The following is a 15490-nucleotide window of genomic DNA, read 5'->3' as shown; positions in this document are numbered from 1 at the left end:
CGGCGCACGGAGGTCGGACATGTCAGGGCCGTTGGAAGGCACGCTGAGGGACAGGGTCGCACTGGTGGCGGGCGCGACCCGGGGCGCGGGCCGCGGGATCGCCGTGGAACTCGGCGCGGCCGGCGCCACCGTCTACGTGACCGGCCGCAGCACCCGTGAACGCCGCTCGGAGTACGACCGCCCCGAGACCATCGAGGACACCGCGGACCTGGTCACCGCCGCCGGCGGGCGGGGCATCGCGGTCCCCACCGACCACCTCGTCTCCGCCGAGGTGGCCGCGCTCGTGGAACGGATCGCGGACGAACAGGGCCGGCTCGACATCCTGGTCAACGACATCTGGGGCGGCGAGAAGCTCTTCGAGTGGGACGCGCCCGTGTGGGAGCACGACCTCGACAACGGACGCAGGATGCTCCGGCTCGCCATCGAGACCCACGCGATCACCAGCCACCACGCGCTGCCCCTGCTGCTGCGGCGTCCGGGCGGCCTGGTCGTCGAGATGACCGACGGCACCGCGGAGTACAACCGGGACACCTACCGTGTCTCCTTCTTCTACGACATCGCCAAGTCCGCCGTCCTGCGCATGGCGTTCGCCCTCGGGCACGAACTGGGCCCGCGCGGCGCCACCGCCGTCGCGCTCACCCCCGGCTGGCTGCGCTCGGAGATGATGCTCGAGGCCTTCGGCGTGACCGAGGAGAACTGGCACGACGCCGAGGAGAACCAGCCGCACTTCGCCATCTCCGAGACGCCGTTCTACGTGGGGCGCGCCGTCGCCGCGCTGGCCGCCGACCCCGAACGCGCACGCTGGAACGGGCAGTCCCTCTCCAGCGGTCGACTCGCCGGGGTGTACGGCTTCACCGACCGGGACGGCAGCAGGCCGGACGCCTGGCGCTACATGGTCGAGGTGCAGGACAAGGGGAAGCCGGCGGACGTCACCGGCTACCGCTGACGAACCACCCGTGAGTGCCGGCCTCTGTCGCTGCGACGATCATGGAGGTACCTTCCCAGCCATGACAGCGATGAGGCGCTTCGAGGGGTACGGGGTCCTGATCACCGGCGCGGCCCGCGGGATCGGCGCGGCCACCGCGCACCGCCTGGCCGCGGAAGGCGCTCAGGTCCTCGTCACCGACGTGGACCCGGCCGCGGCCGAGGAGACCGCCGCCGCACTGCGCGAACTCGGCTCGGTGGCCGAGGCGTTCACCTGCGACGTGGGACAACGGACCCAGGTAGAGGCGGCCGTGGCGTACGCCGTGGACGCCTTCGGCTCGCTCGACGTCCTGGTCAACAACGCCTACCGGTGCACCCCCGACGCCCCGCTCTTCGAGGACGAGAGCGACGAGGACTGGGCCGCCGACCTCGACGTCACCCTGACCGGCGCCTACCGGTGCGCCCGCGCCGCGCTCCCGCACCTGGTCGCCTCCGGACGCGGGGCCATCGTCACGATCGGCTCCGTCAACGGCATCCAGGACTTCGGCAACCACGCCTACAGCGCGGCCAAGGCGGGGCTCATGTCGCTCACCCGCACCCTCGCCGGCCACGCCGCCGACCGGGGAGTGCGGGTCAACCTGGTGGCCCCGGGCACGATCCGCACCACGGCCTGGGAGGGGCGCGAGGACGATCTCGCCTCCGCGGCCCGGCTGTTGTATCCGCTCGGCCGGGTCGGCGAGCCGGAGGACATCGCCGCCGCCGTCGCCTTCCTCGCCTCCGGTGACGCCGCCTGGATCACCGGCACGACCCTGTGCGTCGACGGCGGCCTGCTGGGTGTCAACAAGGGGTTCCGGCAGGTGGTCGGGGGAGTGGACGAGGACGGAAGCTGAGGCGGGCGGCAGGTGTGGTGCCGGTCCGTCCCGCGCCCTTCCTGACAGGATGGCCGCATGGAACGTGTACTTGGAATCGGCGGATACTTCCTGCGCGCCTCCGACCCGGCGGCCCTGAGCGCCTGGTACCGCGACAGTCTGGGCCTGGACGCCGACGAGAACGGCCTGTGGCGCCCGGAGGCCGGGCCGACCGTGTTCGCGGCCTTCGAGTCGGGAACCGACTACTTTGGGTCCCCCGCGCAGCAGACCATGCTCAACTTCCGTGTCCGCGACCTGGACGCGATGCTCGCGCAACTGCGCGCCCGGGGAGCGGAGGTGGCGGAGGAGACCCAGGACATGGACGGCGTCGGCCGCTTCGGCTGGGTCACCGACCCGGAGGGCAACCGCATCGAACTGTGGCAGCCCGCCTGACCCGAGCACGAGCCGACGCACCCCCTTCCTCCGGAACACCGCCGCCGGGAGCCCCCGGCGGCCGGTGGAGGCCGCCGGCCGCTCGGGCGCGTCGGCGCACGGTCCCGGCCGGGTGGGCGCCGTACGGCCGGGGGCCTCGAAAGCTCATGCCCGCGAGGCCGGGCCAACTCCGGCGCGGGCCGTCACCGGTGTGGCTCCGTGCCGTGCCGCTCGATGGCCGCGAACACCCGGTCCGTGTCCGCCTCGGACGTACGCCAGTTGCTGAACGCGGCGCGCAGCGCGTGCGTGCCGTCGTAGTACGTCGGTGTCACGAAGGCCTCGCCCGAGGCGGCGACCGCGTCGGCCAGGGCCCGCACGCGGCCCTCCGTCGGGTCGTCGGCGAGCGTGAAGCACACGACGTTCAGCCGCACCGGAGCAAGGAGCCGCAACGTAGGGGCACCGGCGATCCGTTCACCCAGCCGCCGGGCGAGCGCGACGTTCCGCTCGACGATCTCCCGATGCCCCTCGCGCCCGTAGGCGGCCAGCGAGAACCAGGCCGGGAGCGCGCGCAGCCGGCGTGAGTTCTCCGGCGTCAGGTGCAGGAAGTCGGGGTCGCCGCCCGGGAGTCCCAGGTAGGGCGAGGCGTTGTGGAACACCCGGACCTGGAGGTCCTGGCGACGGGTGAACTGGACGGCCGCGTCGTAGGGGACGTTGAGCCACTTGTGCAGGTCGACACAGACGGAGTCGGCCTCGTCCAGGCCGGCCACCAACGGGGAGTGCGCGGGCGACAGCGCGGCGAACCCGCCGAACGCCGCGTCGACGTGCAGCCAGAAGTCATGGCGTTCCCGGAGCGCGGCGATGGCCCGCAGATCGTCGAAGTCGACGGTGTTCACCGTCCCGGCGTTCGCCACGACGACGGCCGGACGCCCGTCGAGCGCGCCGAGCGCGGCATCGAGACGCTCGACGTCGACGGCCTCACGGTTGCCGGGCAGCACCGGCACCCCGCGCAGGCTGCCCCGCCCGAGGCCGAGCACGGACAGGGCCTTGGTGACGCTCGAATGGGGACTGCCCGACAGCACGTCCACCGGACCGAGCGCGCCGACTCCCTCCTGCGCGACCGACACGCCCCGGCGCTCGCCGAGCCACTCCCGCGCGATCGCGAGCCCGACCGTGTTCGCGACCGTCGCACCGCTCACGAACGCCCCGCGATGCTCCTCGCCGAGCCCGAACAGCTCACGCAGCCAGGCCAGCGTCTCGTGCTCCAGCGCGCTCGCGAAGGATCCGGCGGCGCCCGAGACGTTCTGGTCGTAGGCGCTGGTCAGCCAGTCCCCGGCGAGCGAGGCGGGCGTCGCGCCGCCCGTGACGAAGCCGAGGTAGCGCGGACCCGCGGAGCCGGAGAACCCGGGTGCCCAGCGCCCGGCGAACCGGGCCAGGGCTCCTTCGGCACCGGCGCCCTCGGCCGGAAGCGGGTCGGGTGCGGGCGCCTTGCCGAGCCGGGCGACGGGACGGCCGTCGAGGCCGCTCACCTCTCGGACCGCGAAGTCCCGGGCGGTCTGCAGGAGTTCGGGGAGCCGGTCGAGGTCGTCGGAGAGCGTCGAGTGCATGGCGGCAGCCTAAGAGGCACAGAGGCAGAAAGAGCGGTCCAATTCGGAGAAACCGGACTGATTCGCGGGGCGCCCGCAGTAGTGTCCGACAGGCCGGGTGTGCCGGCTCGCCGCCGGGGGACCGGAGCCGTCGCAGCGAGGAATGTCACGGTTTCGTGCCTGTCTGCCCGGCCGTACAACGCAATACCCTCTAGGGCGGTCTAGCAGAGCAGACACGAAGAAGAACACGAACAGGAAGGTCCGCCATGGGGGACATCGGCAGGCGGGGAGCCGTAGCGCTCGGACTCACGGGACTGGTGGCGCCGCTCACGCTCGCGCTGGGCGCGACGCCCGCGCAGGCCGCGAGCTGCACGACGGCCGCCGGCCCGTATCAGAAGCAGGTGGAGAAGTTCCTCGGGCGGCCCGTGGACGGCCGGCAGTCCACCGCGGACTGCAAGGCGATCCAGGCCTTCCAGAACAAGCACGGCATAACCCCGAACATCGGGTACGCGGGCCCCGTCACCTGGGGCGTGATGGATCTCATGAACAAGCAGAAGGCCGTGGGGACCAACCCCAACCGGGAGGGCAAGTGCCCGGTCAACAAGGGCCGGATCGCCTGCGTCAACCTCACGCTCCAGCTCAGCTGGATCCAGGACGGCAGCCGCCTCGTCTACGGTCCGGTCCCGGTCCGCACCGGCCGGAACGGCTACGAGACCCGCACCGGCCTGAAGAAGATCTACTGGCGTGACATCGACCACGTCTCGACCATCTACAACGTGGCCATGCCGTACAGCCAGTTCTTCGACGGCGGCCAGGCCTTCCACTCGGTGGGCCTCAGCATGTGGAACCCGCCCGGCTCGCACGGCTGCGTCAACATGACCCCGACGACGGCCAAGAAGTACTGGTCGCTGCTCAGGAACGGTGACGACGTCTACGTGTACGGCCGCAAGCCCGGCACGTGAGCGAGTGACGAGCTTCACGGTCCGTTATGTCGCCCGGTGGGTCTTTACTCACATCATCTTCACGTCAAGGGCCGTATGCTTCACGGCATGTGCACCACTCTTGACAACGAGACTCAGCGATCCGCTGCCGAAGTCAACGAGGAGATCCGGGCGCTCTGGTTCCGGGCAGGTGGGTCGCTGAACATGGACGAGCGGCGCGAGTATCAGCGCCTCGTCCTGGAGTGGGCGAAGGCCGCCCCGTCGTCCTCGGCGACCCGGGCCGCCTGACCCTTCGCGTCCGACGGGGCTCCCCTTCCACGGGAGCCCTCGCCTCGCACTTCGGCACAGGCCTTCGACGACCCGGACCCGGACACCCGGCTCCGGGTCCGAAGCGCTCAGCCCCAGCTCTGTGAATACTGCCGCCGGTAGGCGTTGCGGTCCTTCTCGGTCCGGATGAACCGGGTCGCCACCAGCGCGATGACACTTCCCCCGATGACCAGCAGGCCGGGGCCGACGTTCTGCGGGTCGATGAGCGCGGCGACGAACGTCGAGGCCGTCCCCGTGCCACCCACCGCCTCCACCGCGCCCGGAGCCGCCGCGCCCGGCGCCCCTCCCGGCGAGGCCATCGCCGAGGCCGTCGCCGACGGGGCGGCGGACGACTGGGCCGCACCACCGGCGCCCTGCGCCGGCTGACCCGCGAGGGTCACACCCAGCGCGGTCAGCGCCTTGGTGACGGGCTGGAAGAACGTCGTACCACCGCTCTGGCAGTCCCCGTTGCCGCCCGACGTCACCCCGAGCGCGATGCCCTCGGAGAACAACGGGCCGCCGCTGTCGCCCGGTTCGGCGCACACCGTGGTCTCGACGAGCCCGGTGACCGTGCCCTCCGGGTAGTTGACCGTCGCGTTGAGCGCGGTCACCTTGCCGTCGTGCAGTCCGCTGGTGCTGCCGCTGCGGAAGACCCGCTGGCCCACGGTCGGATCGGCGGCTCCGGTGATCCGTACGCCGTTGCCGCCGCCGATGGCCACGACGTTGCTCGCGTCCGAGGGCTGACGGCCGTTGTCGTACTGGATCAGCGAGAAGTCACTGCCGGGGAACGCCGTCGTGACGGTGCGGCCCTCCTGCTGGCGGCCCGTGTTGTCGGAGAACCAGATCGATCCCTCGGGGCCGCAGTGTCCGGCCGTGAGGATGAACTCACCTTGCGGGCTGGTCACGTTGAAGCCCGCCGAGCAGCGCCCGCCGGTCGAGAAGATCGCCTGCGCGCCGTTCACCCGGGTGGTGAACGTGCCCTGGGTCCGCTGCATCCGCACCGAGTCGCCGATGCCGTCGGCCAGCTTCGTCATGCGCGACCAGTCGGTGGCGGAGACCGTGCTGTCGGCCTGCACCACCACCTCGTTCTTCGTGTAGTCGACAGCCCACGCCGTACCCGGCACCCGGGGAGCCGAACTCAGCGTCTGCGTAGCGGACTTGAGGTCCTGCATGCTGTGCGTGACGACCTTCGGCCGGGCACCGGCCCGCTTCACCGCGTCCGCGGCGTCCGCGTCGGTGACCGCCACGACCGGACGCCCGTCCGCGGCTATCCAGTTGCCGGCCGTCCGGGAGGTACCCAGCCGGGACACGAGACCGGCCCCCGTGTCCGCCGCGGCCTGCGCCGGATTCGCCGTGGCGCGCGACGCGTCGGACGGTTCGCTCGCCACGGCGCGCGTCACCATGAACCCTCCGCAGAGCAGCCCGCCGACGGCCGCGAGTCGCGCCCCCCGTTGGACGATCCGTCGTCGTGCGTGCCTCATGCGTGGGCTCCCGAAACCGTACGGAGCGGCGACACCGCCGCCGAAGGCCCCGGTCGAGGGCCCTCCCCTCATACGTGCGCCCCGGCCCGGTTGTTCACCGCCGTCGGGAGCTGTGGCGGAGGTGGCCGGTTCGCGTCGGGAGCGACCGCGTCAGAGGCGTGCGCGGGTCCGGGCGGCCACCTCGTCCCGGGTCAGATACACATCCGTACGCTCGAAGTCGCGGAGGGTTCCCTTGCGGTCCGCGAGGAAGCCGGTGCGGACGAAGTCGTCGCCCGCGACGGCGTTGAGCAGCCAGTTGGCACCCGTACGGAACCGGGCGGAGCCCGTTCGCAGCGCGTACAGGTGGTATCCGCGGGCCACGAGCTGAGCGGGCGCGCCCTTGAGGCCGATGCCGAGCGGCTTGGACACGGCGTCGTGGCCGCCGAGGTCGACGACCAGCCCGAGGTCCCTGTGCCGGTAGGGCAGGGTGGGTTCACCGCGCAGCTTCGCCGCCAGGACCTTGGCCGCGTGGCGGCCCTGCCGGGCCGCGTGCTGCGCGGTCGGCGGGCAGGGAGAGCCGTCGCCCTTGGCCAGGTCGGGCACCGCCGCCGCGTCGCCCAGTGCGAACACCCCGTCAAGTCCCGGCACCCTGAAGTCGGGTTCGGCGACGAGCCGTCCGCGCACGGTCTCCGCGCCCAGCGAGTCGACGAGCGGACTCGCCGCCACGCCCGCGGTCCACACCAGCGTCCGCGACGGCAGCACCCGCCCGTCGGTGAGGGTGACCTCGTCCTTGGTGACCGAGGCGACGGACGTGCCCAGCGAGATCCGTACGCCGCGCTTGCTGAGCATCTCCAGCGCGCTCGCGCTCAGCTTGTCGCCGAGCTCGGGCAGCAGCTTCGGTGCGAGGTCGACCAGATGCCACTTGATGAGGCCGGGGTCGATCCGGGGGTGGTAGCGCTTGACCGCGGCGCTGGTCAGGCGCTGGAGGCAGGCCGCCGTCTCGGTGCCCGCGTATCCGCCGCCGACCACCACGAACTGGAGGCGCGCGGCCTGCTCGTCGTAGTCCGGCGTGGCCGCCGCCAGGTCGAGCTGGGCGATCACGTGGTCGCGCAGATAGGCGGCCTGGGCGAGCGTCTTCATACCGCGCGCCTCCTCCGCCAGCCCGGGGATGTCGAAGGTGCGGGTCACGCTTCCCGGAGTGAGCACCAGGTAGTCGTAGCGCAGGTCGACGAGTTCCCCGGTGATCTTCCGGACGACGCACACCTTGGCCTCGGGATCGACACCGATCACTCCGCCGGGCACCAGAGCGGTGCGCTGCAGGATGCGGCGCAGCGAGGGCGCGACGGACTGCGGGGTGACGACGCCGGCGGCGACATGGGGCAGCAGCGGCAGGTAGAGCTGATAGTCCGTGGGGCTGATCAGGGTGACCCGGGCCTCGCCGGGGGTCAGCGTCCGTTCGAGGCTTCTGGCGGCCTCGACCCCGGCGAAACCGGCGCCGACGATGACGATGTTCGGTCCTTGCATCAGAGCAGCCTCTTTCCACTGGTGTCAGCCGCGAGCCCAGGCTCACACGGGTCGCGGACGTGTGCCACTGCACCGCCGCGTACCCCGAAGCGCGCGAAGCACGATCTCTACCGATCGGTAACTACCTCTTCCCCCTCCGTACACGGGCTGCCAGGATCATTTCCGCCACGGCGACGGTCGCAGGCACCGTCGCCGTTTCGATGCGTGGGTTGGACCGACTCACGTGTTCCGACCGACAGATGTGAAATGGGGACAGGCATGACACGACGTGGTGTGGTGCGGCGGATAGGCGCGGTGTCGGCGGTTGTGGCACTCGGTATCGGGGGGACGGTCGGCGCGGCCGGTTCCGCCGCCGCGGCCCCGGCCCAGGTGGTCGCGAGCGTCTCCGCGAAGGCCGGTGTCGACTACGCCACCTGGCAGAACGACGTCCAGGCCGTCATCGACCAGGCGGTGCCGTACGTCGAGCAGCGGACGGCGAACGCCGGCGGCCAGAAGCTCGCGGTCGTCTTCGACATCGACAACACCGCGCTGGAGACGGACTTCCACCCCTGGTACGAACTGCCCACCCCGGCGGTCAGGGCCTCGCTGGCACTCGCCCGCTACGCGCACTCCCGTGGCGTGGCCGTCTTCTTCGTGACCGCCCGTCCGGGCATCATCGCCGGCGAGACGAAGTGGAACCTGAAGTGCGCCGGCTATCCGGTCGACGGACTCTACGTCCGTGACCTCCCGGACCTCTTCGACGAGGTCAGCACGTACAAGACGGGCAAGCGCGCCGAGATCGAGTCCCTCGGCTACACGATCATCGCCAACGTCGGCAACAACACCACCGACCTGGTCGGCGGGCACGCGGAGCGCACCTTCAAGCTGCCGGACTACGACGGCAAGCTGTCCTGACCGGGACGGCTCGGCCACCGCGGGGGCCGCGGACCGGCGCGCTTAGACTTCGGCCATGGACGAGGTCTCGCTGGACACGCTCGGATCGGGCAAGTACCTGCTGATCACCAGCTATCGCAAAAACGGCACGGGGGTCGCCACGCCCGTGTGGGTGGTGCGGGACGGTGCGGCGCTCGGCGCCTGGACCGTCGCGGACAGCTGGAAGGTCAAGCGCATCCGTAACCGGGCCGACGTCCTGGTCGGTCCGTGCGACGTGCGCGGCAGGCCGACGGGTGAGCCGGTCCCCGCCACGGCCGAGATCCTCGACGCGGCGGAGACGGCCCGCTACCGCAAGCTCCTCGCCCGCAAGTACGGGCTGATGGGCCGTCTCACCCTGTTCGGCAGCCGGCTGCGCCGCGGCCAGAGCGGCACGGTCGGCATCCGGATCACCCTGTCCTCGTGACGCCGTGACGCCGTGACGCCGTGACGCCGTGACGCCGTGACGCCCGTGACCCCGTGACATCCGGGGTCCGCCGTGCCCTTCCGCCGCGGACCAGGTCACTCCCGTCAGGCCGGCACGCCGGCCTGACGGGCAGTCGATTCCGCCGGCGCGAACCATGATGTCCTCCGCCGCGGCGGACCTGCCCGACCGCGAGGTCGCCACCGAAGGTGTCGTTCACGACCTGGGCGGCGGCCCGGCACCTCGGCCCCGGCACTCGACCCCGGCGCCTCGGCCCCGGTACCGCGTCCCGGGCGGGAGTTGGCCGGATGTGTGCTGCCGGAAGCGTTGACTAGAAAGCGCTTACCGTTTACGTTCCCGTTCAACAGCGTGACCCGTGCGTGACATCTCGTATACGAGACATCAGATCTCCGAGCCGCACCACCAGGGAAAGTGGCACCGCTCAAGCTCCCGTTGGACCCGTGGATGTCATGTCGCGCGCTCCGCGCCGTTCAGGTACAGGTACAGCATCCGAGTACATGTCCAGAGTCGCCTCTGAAGGGACACCCCCACATGCGTAGGCGTTCCCCACGCAAGCGCTTCCGTCTCGCCCTGCTGACGACCGGCGCCGCCACCCTGGCCGTCACCACGGCACTCGTGCTGCCGCAGTCGGCCGGAGCCGCCGAGACCGCGCCGGTCGGCTTCGGTGCCGGGACCACCGGTGGCGGCGGCGCGACCGCCGTCACCGTCACGACACTCGCCGCCTTCAAGACCGCCGTCACCGGTGACACGGCCAAGGTCGTGAAGGTCAACGGGCTGATCCCGCTCAGCGGGCAGGTCGACATCGGCTCCAACACCACGGTCCTGGGCGTCGGTTCGGCCTCAGGGTTCACCGGCGGCGGACTGCGCCTGAAGAAGGTCACCAACGTCGTCGTCCGCAACCTGAACATCAGCAAGCCGGTCGCGCCCGCCGACGGCATCACCGTGCAGGCCTCGACGAAGGTGTGGATCGACCACAACGCCTTCTCGTCCGACCGGAACCACGGCAAGGACTACTACGACGGCCTGCTCGACATCACCCACGCCTCCGACTACGTCACCGTGTCCTGGAACACCTTCAAGGACCACTACAAGGGCTCGCTCGTCGGCCACAGTGACAACAACACCAGTGAGGACACCGGGCACTTGCGGGTGACGTACCACCACAACTGGTTCAACAACGTCAACTCCCGTATCCCCAGCCTGCGTTTCGGCACCGGACACTTCTACGACAACTACGTCGTCGGCGCCGACACCGCGGTGCACTCCCGCATGGGCGCCCAGATGTTCGTCGAGAACAACGTCTTCCGGAGCACGGCGGTCGCCGTCACCACGAACCGCGACAGCGACGTGGACGGCTACGCCAACCTCAGCGGCAACGACCTCGGCGGAGCCACGACCGAGATCTCGCGGACCGGCACGTTCACGAAGCCGCCCTACGGCTACACCGCCGAACCAGCCTCGGCCGTCGTCGCCTCGGTCACCTCCGGCGCGGGCGCCGGAAAGCTCTGACGGATCCCGCCACGCAGTCGGATCCCCCCGCGCAGACGGATTCCCCCACACACACAGGAAGAAGGCATCGGGACATGACGTCATCAGCACGTCGGCGCGCCGGGCGGCGCGCCCTCACCGGCACCCTCGCCGCACTCGGCCTCACGGTCGCCACGGTGATGGCCGACGGCGCCCTGACACCGGCGAGCGCCGCCACCTGGCCCACCGCGACCGGCAGTCAGGCCGTCTCCTCCACCATCTCGGTCTCGGGCACCAAGGACTACGGGATGAAGCGCCTGTACGGAACGGGCGACCTGGGCACGGGCGGCCAGGACGAGGACCAGGGACCGATCCTGGAACTGGCCGCGGGAGCGGTCCTGAAGAATGTCATCATCGGCTCGCCCGCGGCCGACGGCATTCACTGCCTGGGCAGTTGCACCCTCCAGAACGTCTGGTGGGAGGACGTCGGCGAGGACGCGGCGACCTTCCTCGGCTCCTCGTCGTCCAACGCCTACACCGTCAGCGGCGGTGGCGCGAAGGAGGCCAGTGACAAGGTGTTCCAGTTCAACGGCGCCGGGACACTGGACGTGTCGAACTTCGCCGTGCAGACCTTCGGCACGTTCGTCCGGTCCTGCGGCAACTGCAGGACGCAGTACAAGCGGACCGTCAACCTCAGCAACATCGAGGCGACCTACAAGGGGAGCAGGCTCGTCGGCATCAACACCAACTACGGCGACAGCGCGACCCTGAAGTCCATCAGGATCGTCGGGGACAGCAGCAAGAAGATCGTCCCCTGCCAGAAGTACATCGGCAACAACACCGGCGCCGAGCCGAGCAAGAACGGCAGCGGCCCCGACGGCACCTACTGCAAGTACGCGACGTCCGACATCACCTACGGCTGACGTTCGCTCCCGGCGGCTGAACGGCCCGGTCCCGCAAGCCGGTTCGTTCAGCCGCCCACCCTGTCGTGCCCGGACTCCCTCGGCCTCCCTAGGCCCTGGATCCGGTGTCCGCCGGCGTGCCCCTGCGGACGTGCAGGACACTGCCGTCCAGCGGCAGAGGTGTCCGGTCGACCAGCGTGAGGCCCGCGTCGGCGAAGAGCCGGGCGTAGTGGTCGGCGCGCCGCTCGCGGCCCCCCACGTTGCACATCATGTGCAGGTCCCAGGCCGTCGCCAGGGAGGCCGAGCCGTCGTCGGGCAGGACCCGTTCGACGACGAGCAGATCGGCGCTCTCGTCCATCGCGCGGGCGCAGTGGCGCAGGATCTCGCGGCAGCGGTCGTCGTCCCAGTCGTGCAGGACGCGGGACAGGACGTACACGTCGCCGCCCGTGGGAACGTCCGCGAAGTCGCCCGCCCGGAAGGCGCACCGGTCCGTGTGCCCGGCGGCGCCGAGAAGGCGGCGGGCGGCCTCGACGGTGTGCGGACGCTCCAGCAGGAAGCCGTGCAGCCGGGGATGCGCGGAAAGGATGCGGCCGAGCAGTTCCCCGTTGCCGCCCGCGACGTCGACCACCGTCGCCCCCTCCGCCGCGGCCTGCAGGACCGGGTGGGCGGGGAGCGGGTCGAACATCCGTGAACCGGCCGCCATCGACCGGTCGAAGAGGTCGGCGAGCCGGGGATCGCGGGCGAAGTAGTCGAAGTGGTTCTCGCCGAAGCGCTGCTCGAAGGCGACCTGTCCGGTGCGGACGGTGTGCTCCAGCCCGGCGAAGGACTCGTAGAACGGTCCCCCGTACATCAGGGCCAGCGGCCGCAAGGACCCCTCGGCGTCCTTGCGCAGCAGGGCGCCGGTGTCCGTGAGCCGGAAGCCGGCGCGGTCCTCGCTCACCACTCCCAGCATGGTGAGGTAGCGCAGCAGGGTGGTCAGGTTCGGCGCGAGGGCACCGGTGTCCCGCGCCAGTTCCGACACGTCGACGCTCCGATCCCCGCTCAGCGCCTCGGCCACCTCCAGCCGCGCGAACGCGGTCAGGGCCTGCGTCGTCCACGCCCCGGTCAGCAGGTGCAGCAGGCTTTCGGCGGGCTGCCGCCGACGGTACTCGTCGAGGTGGTCGGCGAGGACGTCGCGGTGGTCGCCGGGGACGTACAGCTCCACGCGCCGGTACCCGGCCTTGGCCTCGGCGGGGGCGCCGAAGTAGAACACCGTGCCGTTCTCGTGGGGGTTGTAGCCGCCGCCGTCGGGGGTGGCGCCGTACCGTCCGAAGGTCGCGCACAGACCCCGCAGCACCAGCGGGTCCGCTTCCCCGACCTCGAAGGCGACGTGCGCCTCGTGCTGCAGCTCCCGCTCGTGCGCGGCGACGGCGGCGAGGTCCGAACCCGGCGGCACGGCCAGGGTGAACAGTTCGACCATCCGCCGCTCCCCGTCCAGGCACGCGACCGCGGGGCGCAGCACGCCGACGTCGAGCTGTGCCGCGGAGCGCTTGTGCCGTACGGCGAGACGCTCGCGCACGACGACGCTCGGCCGCGGCGGCGCGTCCAGGACGAGCCCGCAGTCGGCCAGCATGGCCGTCAGCGCCGCCTCGTCGGGCGGGAAGACGAGCAGCGCCGCGTGGGAGAAGGCGCAGCGCTCCACGACGCTCCGCAGCTCCGGGCCGTCGAGGCCGGGAAGCAGCAGCGGGAGCAGCGTGGCGGTGTCCTGCTGCCTGACGAAGTCGACCGTCGCGCGCAGGCGGGACGTTTCGCCCGACAATGCCGTGATCATTGTGGGGGATCCTCATTCCGGGGTTCGGATGGACGCATGCGGATGCAGGAGGGGGCGGAGCGGTGCGGCCGACGGGCGCCTATACGCCGACGTAGTGCTCGGCGAACCAGTTCTGCCGGCTGCGCGAGGTGCGCAGCGAGGTCAGGCGGGACCGGCGCAGGGAGTTGAGGAACAGCGACTCGCCGTCCGTTCCGGACGGGCCGTGCAGCAGCCCGATCATCCAGTGCGAGAACTCCTGCGCACGCCAGATGTGGGTCAGGCACCGCGCCGAGTAGGCGTCGAGGCCCTCGGAGTTCCCGGTGGTGAGGTCGTCGGTCAGGGCCCGTGCCAGGAGCGCCGCTCCGAGGACCGCGAGATTGGCGCCCTTCGCGGCGGACGGGCTGATCAGTGCGGCGGCGTCGCCGACGAGGAACAGCGCGCCGTGGCGCAGTGGTTCGAGCACGTCGGACTCCAGGCCGACGACGGAACGCTCGGCGACACGCCCGCGGCGCAGCGGGCCGTAGTCCCGCGCCCGCATCCGCAGGTCCAGCTCGTCCCAGATCCGTTCGTCGGACCAGGCGTCGGTCTCAGTGCCGCGCTCGCACTGGAGGTAGTAGCGGGTGACCTCGCTGGTGCGGGCCATGTGCCCGGCGAACCCGCGCTCGTGGACGGCGTACCCGACGGCGTCCAGGCTGGGCGGTGCCTCGGCGAGCAGACCGAGCCAGCTCACGCCGTGATCGCGGTGGTGGCGGACCGCGCCGGCCGGCAGGGAACGCCGTGCCGCGCCGTGCCGCCCGTCGCAGCCGGCCACGTACCGCGCCCGCCACGCTCCGGGCCGCCCGTCGGCCTCGCGCACGGCCACCTTGGGCCGTTCACCGTCGGCGTCGCGCACGGCCACGGCCTCGGTGCCGAAACGGATCCGTCCCCCGCGTGACAGGAACCGCGCGAGCAGGTCGGTCACCAGCTCCTGCTGGGGGTAGACGGTGTGCTGCTCCCGCTGCCCCAGACCGCTGTAGTCGAGACGGAACCGGCCGTCCTCGGTGCGGAACTCGCAGGTGCCGTGGAGCCGTCCGCGCCGGTGCAGCCCTTCGGACAGGCCGTGCCGGTCCAGGATCCGTACGGTTTCGGGTGCCAGGAATCCGGCGCGTGCCCGTGTCTCCACGTGCGCGCGCTCGGCCCGTTCCAGGACGACGCAGTCGATCCCGCGGTCCACGAGGATGTTGCCGAGCACGAGCCCGGCGGGCCCGGCCCCGAGGACGACCACATCGGCCGTGGGGCATGCCGGTCGCCGCTGACTGTTCCCGTCTGTCACGGAACCAGATACTAAGGAGCGTCAAGTGTTCGGTCGTACCGAAATCACCTGAATGCCAGACTTGAACGGCAAAGCCGTCCGGCCGTTCTCAACTCCAGGCGCTGTACGGGCCGTCGAGGAGCTGGAACACCGGCTGCCGGCGCACCGGGTCCTGGGCGGTGGAGAGCTGGACGCGGTCCCCGCTGTGGACGGCGGCGGGCGAACCCATGACCCGGCCCCGGACCGTGAAGCCCTCCGCCATCTCGATGAGGGAAACGTTGCGGGCGGCCGGGGTGTTGCGGTGGATCACCGTCGAGTGGCGTACGACGCCCGTGCCGGCGCTCGCCTCCGTGCGCAGGTCGCTGCCCGCGCACACGGGACACAGAAGGCGGTTGTACATGGCGGTGGCGCACCAGTGGCACCGCTGGAAGAGCAGTACGTCCCCGGCGCGTTCCGCCGAAGCGGTGTCCAGGCGCTCACCGGGACCGGCGTCGAGCACGTCCGTCGAGGCGTCGAGGCCCGGGTGAAGGGCGATTCCTGGGTGGTACACGATGGCATCTCCCTGCGCTCGGCCGGAATCTGATGTGCCCGGAACGCCGTGCACGACCACAGGTTATGGCACTGAGTGCCACACGTAAAGGCACTCCGTACCCTCAACTGAAATGAAGA

General features: G+C 71.2%; 15 protein-coding genes. 9 read left to right on the top strand and 6 right to left on the bottom strand.

Features of this window, described 5'->3' with window-relative positions; all coding sequences use genetic code 11:
• Positions 1 to 19: 19 nt before the first annotated feature.
• The 3 genes from ACFYYF_RS02345 to ACFYYF_RS02335 all read left to right on the top strand — a co-directional run bounded on the left by ACFYYF_RS02345 (position 20) and on the right by ACFYYF_RS02335 (position 2225).
• Positions 20 to 946, top strand: coding sequence for an SDR family oxidoreductase (locus ACFYYF_RS02345; RefSeq protein WP_361675243.1), 927 nt, complete (start codon positions 20 to 22; stop codon positions 944 to 946).
• A 61-nt stretch (positions 947 to 1007) separates the two neighbouring features.
• Positions 1008 to 1814 carry an SDR family NAD(P)-dependent oxidoreductase gene (locus ACFYYF_RS02340; protein WP_388770460.1) on the top strand — a complete coding sequence of 269 codons (807 nt, stop codon included), beginning with the start codon at positions 1008 to 1010 and terminating at the stop codon, positions 1812 to 1814.
• Positions 1815 to 1871: 57 nt separating this feature from the next.
• Positions 1872 to 2225, top strand: a complete 354-nt coding sequence (locus ACFYYF_RS02335; RefSeq protein WP_361675238.1) for a VOC family protein — start codon at positions 1872 to 1874, stop codon at positions 2223 to 2225.
• A 182-nt stretch (positions 2226 to 2407) separates the two neighbouring features.
• Here ACFYYF_RS02335 and ACFYYF_RS02330 read toward each other — a convergent pair whose 3' ends face one another.
• Entirely contained in the window at positions 2408 to 3808 is a 1401-nt protein-coding gene (locus ACFYYF_RS02330; RefSeq protein ID WP_388770457.1) for a pyridoxal phosphate-dependent decarboxylase family protein, read from the bottom strand.
• Positions 3809 to 4053: 245 nt separating this feature from the next.
• Between ACFYYF_RS02330 and ACFYYF_RS02325 the strand changes: the two genes are divergently transcribed.
• Both ACFYYF_RS02325 and ACFYYF_RS02320 read left to right on the top strand, forming a co-directional pair.
• Positions 4054 to 4749 carry a L,D-transpeptidase family protein gene (locus tag ACFYYF_RS02325; protein ID WP_361675232.1) on the top strand — a complete coding sequence of 232 codons (696 nt, stop codon included), beginning with the start codon at positions 4054 to 4056 and terminating at the stop codon, positions 4747 to 4749.
• Positions 4750 to 4824: 75 nt separating this feature from the next.
• Positions 4825 to 5016 carry a hypothetical protein gene (locus ACFYYF_RS02320; protein ID WP_361675229.1) on the top strand — a complete coding sequence of 64 codons (192 nt, stop codon included), beginning with the start codon at positions 4825 to 4827 and terminating at the stop codon, positions 5014 to 5016.
• A 107-nt stretch (positions 5017 to 5123) separates the two neighbouring features.
• Here ACFYYF_RS02320 and ACFYYF_RS02315 read toward each other — a convergent pair whose 3' ends face one another.
• Positions 5124 to 6515 carry a S1 family peptidase gene (locus tag ACFYYF_RS02315; RefSeq protein ID WP_361675226.1) on the bottom strand — a complete coding sequence of 464 codons (1392 nt, stop codon included), beginning with the start codon at positions 6513 to 6515 and terminating at the stop codon, positions 5124 to 5126.
• A 150-nt stretch (positions 6516 to 6665) separates the two neighbouring features.
• Positions 6666 to 8018, bottom strand: a complete 1353-nt coding sequence (locus ACFYYF_RS02310) for an NAD(P)/FAD-dependent oxidoreductase (protein ID WP_361675223.1) — start codon at positions 8016 to 8018, stop codon at positions 6666 to 6668.
• 258 nt (positions 8019 to 8276) lie between these two features.
• On the opposite strand from ACFYYF_RS02310, the gene ACFYYF_RS02305 reads away from it, so the two are divergent.
• The 4 genes from ACFYYF_RS02305 (at position 8277) to ACFYYF_RS02290 (ending at position 11762) form a co-directional block, all read left to right on the top strand.
• Positions 8277 to 8912: an HAD family acid phosphatase gene (locus tag ACFYYF_RS02305; RefSeq protein WP_361675220.1), complete on the top strand. Its 636-nt coding sequence runs from the start codon at positions 8277 to 8279 to the stop codon at positions 8910 to 8912.
• A gap of 55 nt (positions 8913 to 8967) precedes the next feature.
• Positions 8968 to 9354, top strand: a complete 387-nt coding sequence (locus tag ACFYYF_RS02300; RefSeq protein ID WP_361675217.1) for a PPOX class F420-dependent oxidoreductase — start codon at positions 8968 to 8970, stop codon at positions 9352 to 9354.
• Between the two features lie 549 nt (positions 9355 to 9903).
• Positions 9904 to 10881, top strand: coding sequence for a polysaccharide lyase family 1 protein (locus tag ACFYYF_RS02295; protein ID WP_388770454.1), 978 nt, complete (start codon positions 9904 to 9906; stop codon positions 10879 to 10881).
• 74 nt (positions 10882 to 10955) lie between these two features.
• Positions 10956 to 11762 (top strand): pectate lyase, encoded by an 807-nt coding sequence (locus ACFYYF_RS02290; protein ID WP_388770451.1) that lies wholly within the window; start codon positions 10956 to 10958, stop codon positions 11760 to 11762.
• A gap of 88 nt (positions 11763 to 11850) precedes the next feature.
• Here ACFYYF_RS02290 and ACFYYF_RS02285 read toward each other — a convergent pair whose 3' ends face one another.
• From ACFYYF_RS02285 to ACFYYF_RS02275, 3 genes are all read right to left on the bottom strand, one after another.
• On the bottom strand, positions 11851 to 13551 hold the full coding sequence (locus ACFYYF_RS02285) for a methyltransferase (protein WP_388770449.1): 1701 nt from the start codon (positions 13549 to 13551) through the stop codon (positions 11851 to 11853).
• 79 nt (positions 13552 to 13630) lie between these two features.
• Positions 13631 to 14794, bottom strand: coding sequence for a 4-hydroxybenzoate 3-monooxygenase (locus ACFYYF_RS02280; protein WP_388771527.1), 1164 nt, complete (start codon positions 14792 to 14794; stop codon positions 13631 to 13633).
• A gap of 136 nt (positions 14795 to 14930) precedes the next feature.
• Positions 14931 to 15293, bottom strand: a complete 363-nt coding sequence (locus ACFYYF_RS02275; protein ID WP_388771524.1) for a Zn-ribbon domain-containing OB-fold protein — start codon at positions 15291 to 15293, stop codon at positions 14931 to 14933.
• Positions 15294 to 15490 lie beyond the last annotated feature (197 nt).

The sequence above is a fragment of the Streptomyces sp. NPDC001914 genome (genome assembly GCF_042891215.1).
Lineage (GTDB): Bacteria > Actinomycetota > Actinomycetes > Streptomycetales > Streptomycetaceae > Streptomyces.
The sequence above is the reverse complement of the archived record's forward strand: the minus strand, read 5'-3'. Positions and strand labels throughout refer to the sequence as shown.

Excerpts from the sequence above, each read along its gene's own strand:
- ACFYYF_RS02300 (WP_361675217.1), top strand. The coding sequence starts at position 8,968 with ATGGACGAGGTCTCGCTGGACACGCTCGGATCGGGCAAGTACCTGCTG.
- ACFYYF_RS02345 (WP_361675243.1), top strand. The coding sequence starts at position 20 with ATGTCAGGGCCGTTGGAAGGCACGCTGAGGGACAGGGTCGCACTGGTG.
- ACFYYF_RS02330 (WP_388770457.1), bottom strand. The coding sequence starts at position 3,808 with ATGCACTCGACGCTCTCCGACGACCTCGACCGGCTCCCCGAACTCCTG.
- ACFYYF_RS02325 (WP_361675232.1), top strand. The coding sequence starts at position 4,054 with ATGGGGGACATCGGCAGGCGGGGAGCCGTAGCGCTCGGACTCACGGGA.
- ACFYYF_RS02315 (WP_361675226.1), bottom strand. The coding sequence starts at position 6,515 with ATGAGGCACGCACGACGACGGATCGTCCAACGGGGGGCGCGACTCGCG.
- ACFYYF_RS02295 (WP_388770454.1), top strand. The coding sequence starts at position 9,904 with ATGCGTAGGCGTTCCCCACGCAAGCGCTTCCGTCTCGCCCTGCTGACG.
- ACFYYF_RS02310 (WP_361675223.1), bottom strand. The coding sequence starts at position 8,018 with ATGCAAGGACCGAACATCGTCATCGTCGGCGCCGGTTTCGCCGGGGTC.
- ACFYYF_RS02320 (WP_361675229.1), top strand. The coding sequence starts at position 4,825 with ATGCTTCACGGCATGTGCACCACTCTTGACAACGAGACTCAGCGATCC.
- ACFYYF_RS02340 (WP_388770460.1), top strand. The coding sequence starts at position 1,008 with ATGACAGCGATGAGGCGCTTCGAGGGGTACGGGGTCCTGATCACCGGC.
- ACFYYF_RS02285 (WP_388770449.1), bottom strand. The coding sequence starts at position 13,551 with ATGATCACGGCATTGTCGGGCGAAACGTCCCGCCTGCGCGCGACGGTC.
- ACFYYF_RS02335 (WP_361675238.1), top strand. The coding sequence starts at position 1,872 with ATGGAACGTGTACTTGGAATCGGCGGATACTTCCTGCGCGCCTCCGAC.
- ACFYYF_RS02290 (WP_388770451.1), top strand. The coding sequence starts at position 10,956 with ATGACGTCATCAGCACGTCGGCGCGCCGGGCGGCGCGCCCTCACCGGC.
- ACFYYF_RS02305 (WP_361675220.1), top strand. The coding sequence starts at position 8,277 with ATGACACGACGTGGTGTGGTGCGGCGGATAGGCGCGGTGTCGGCGGTT.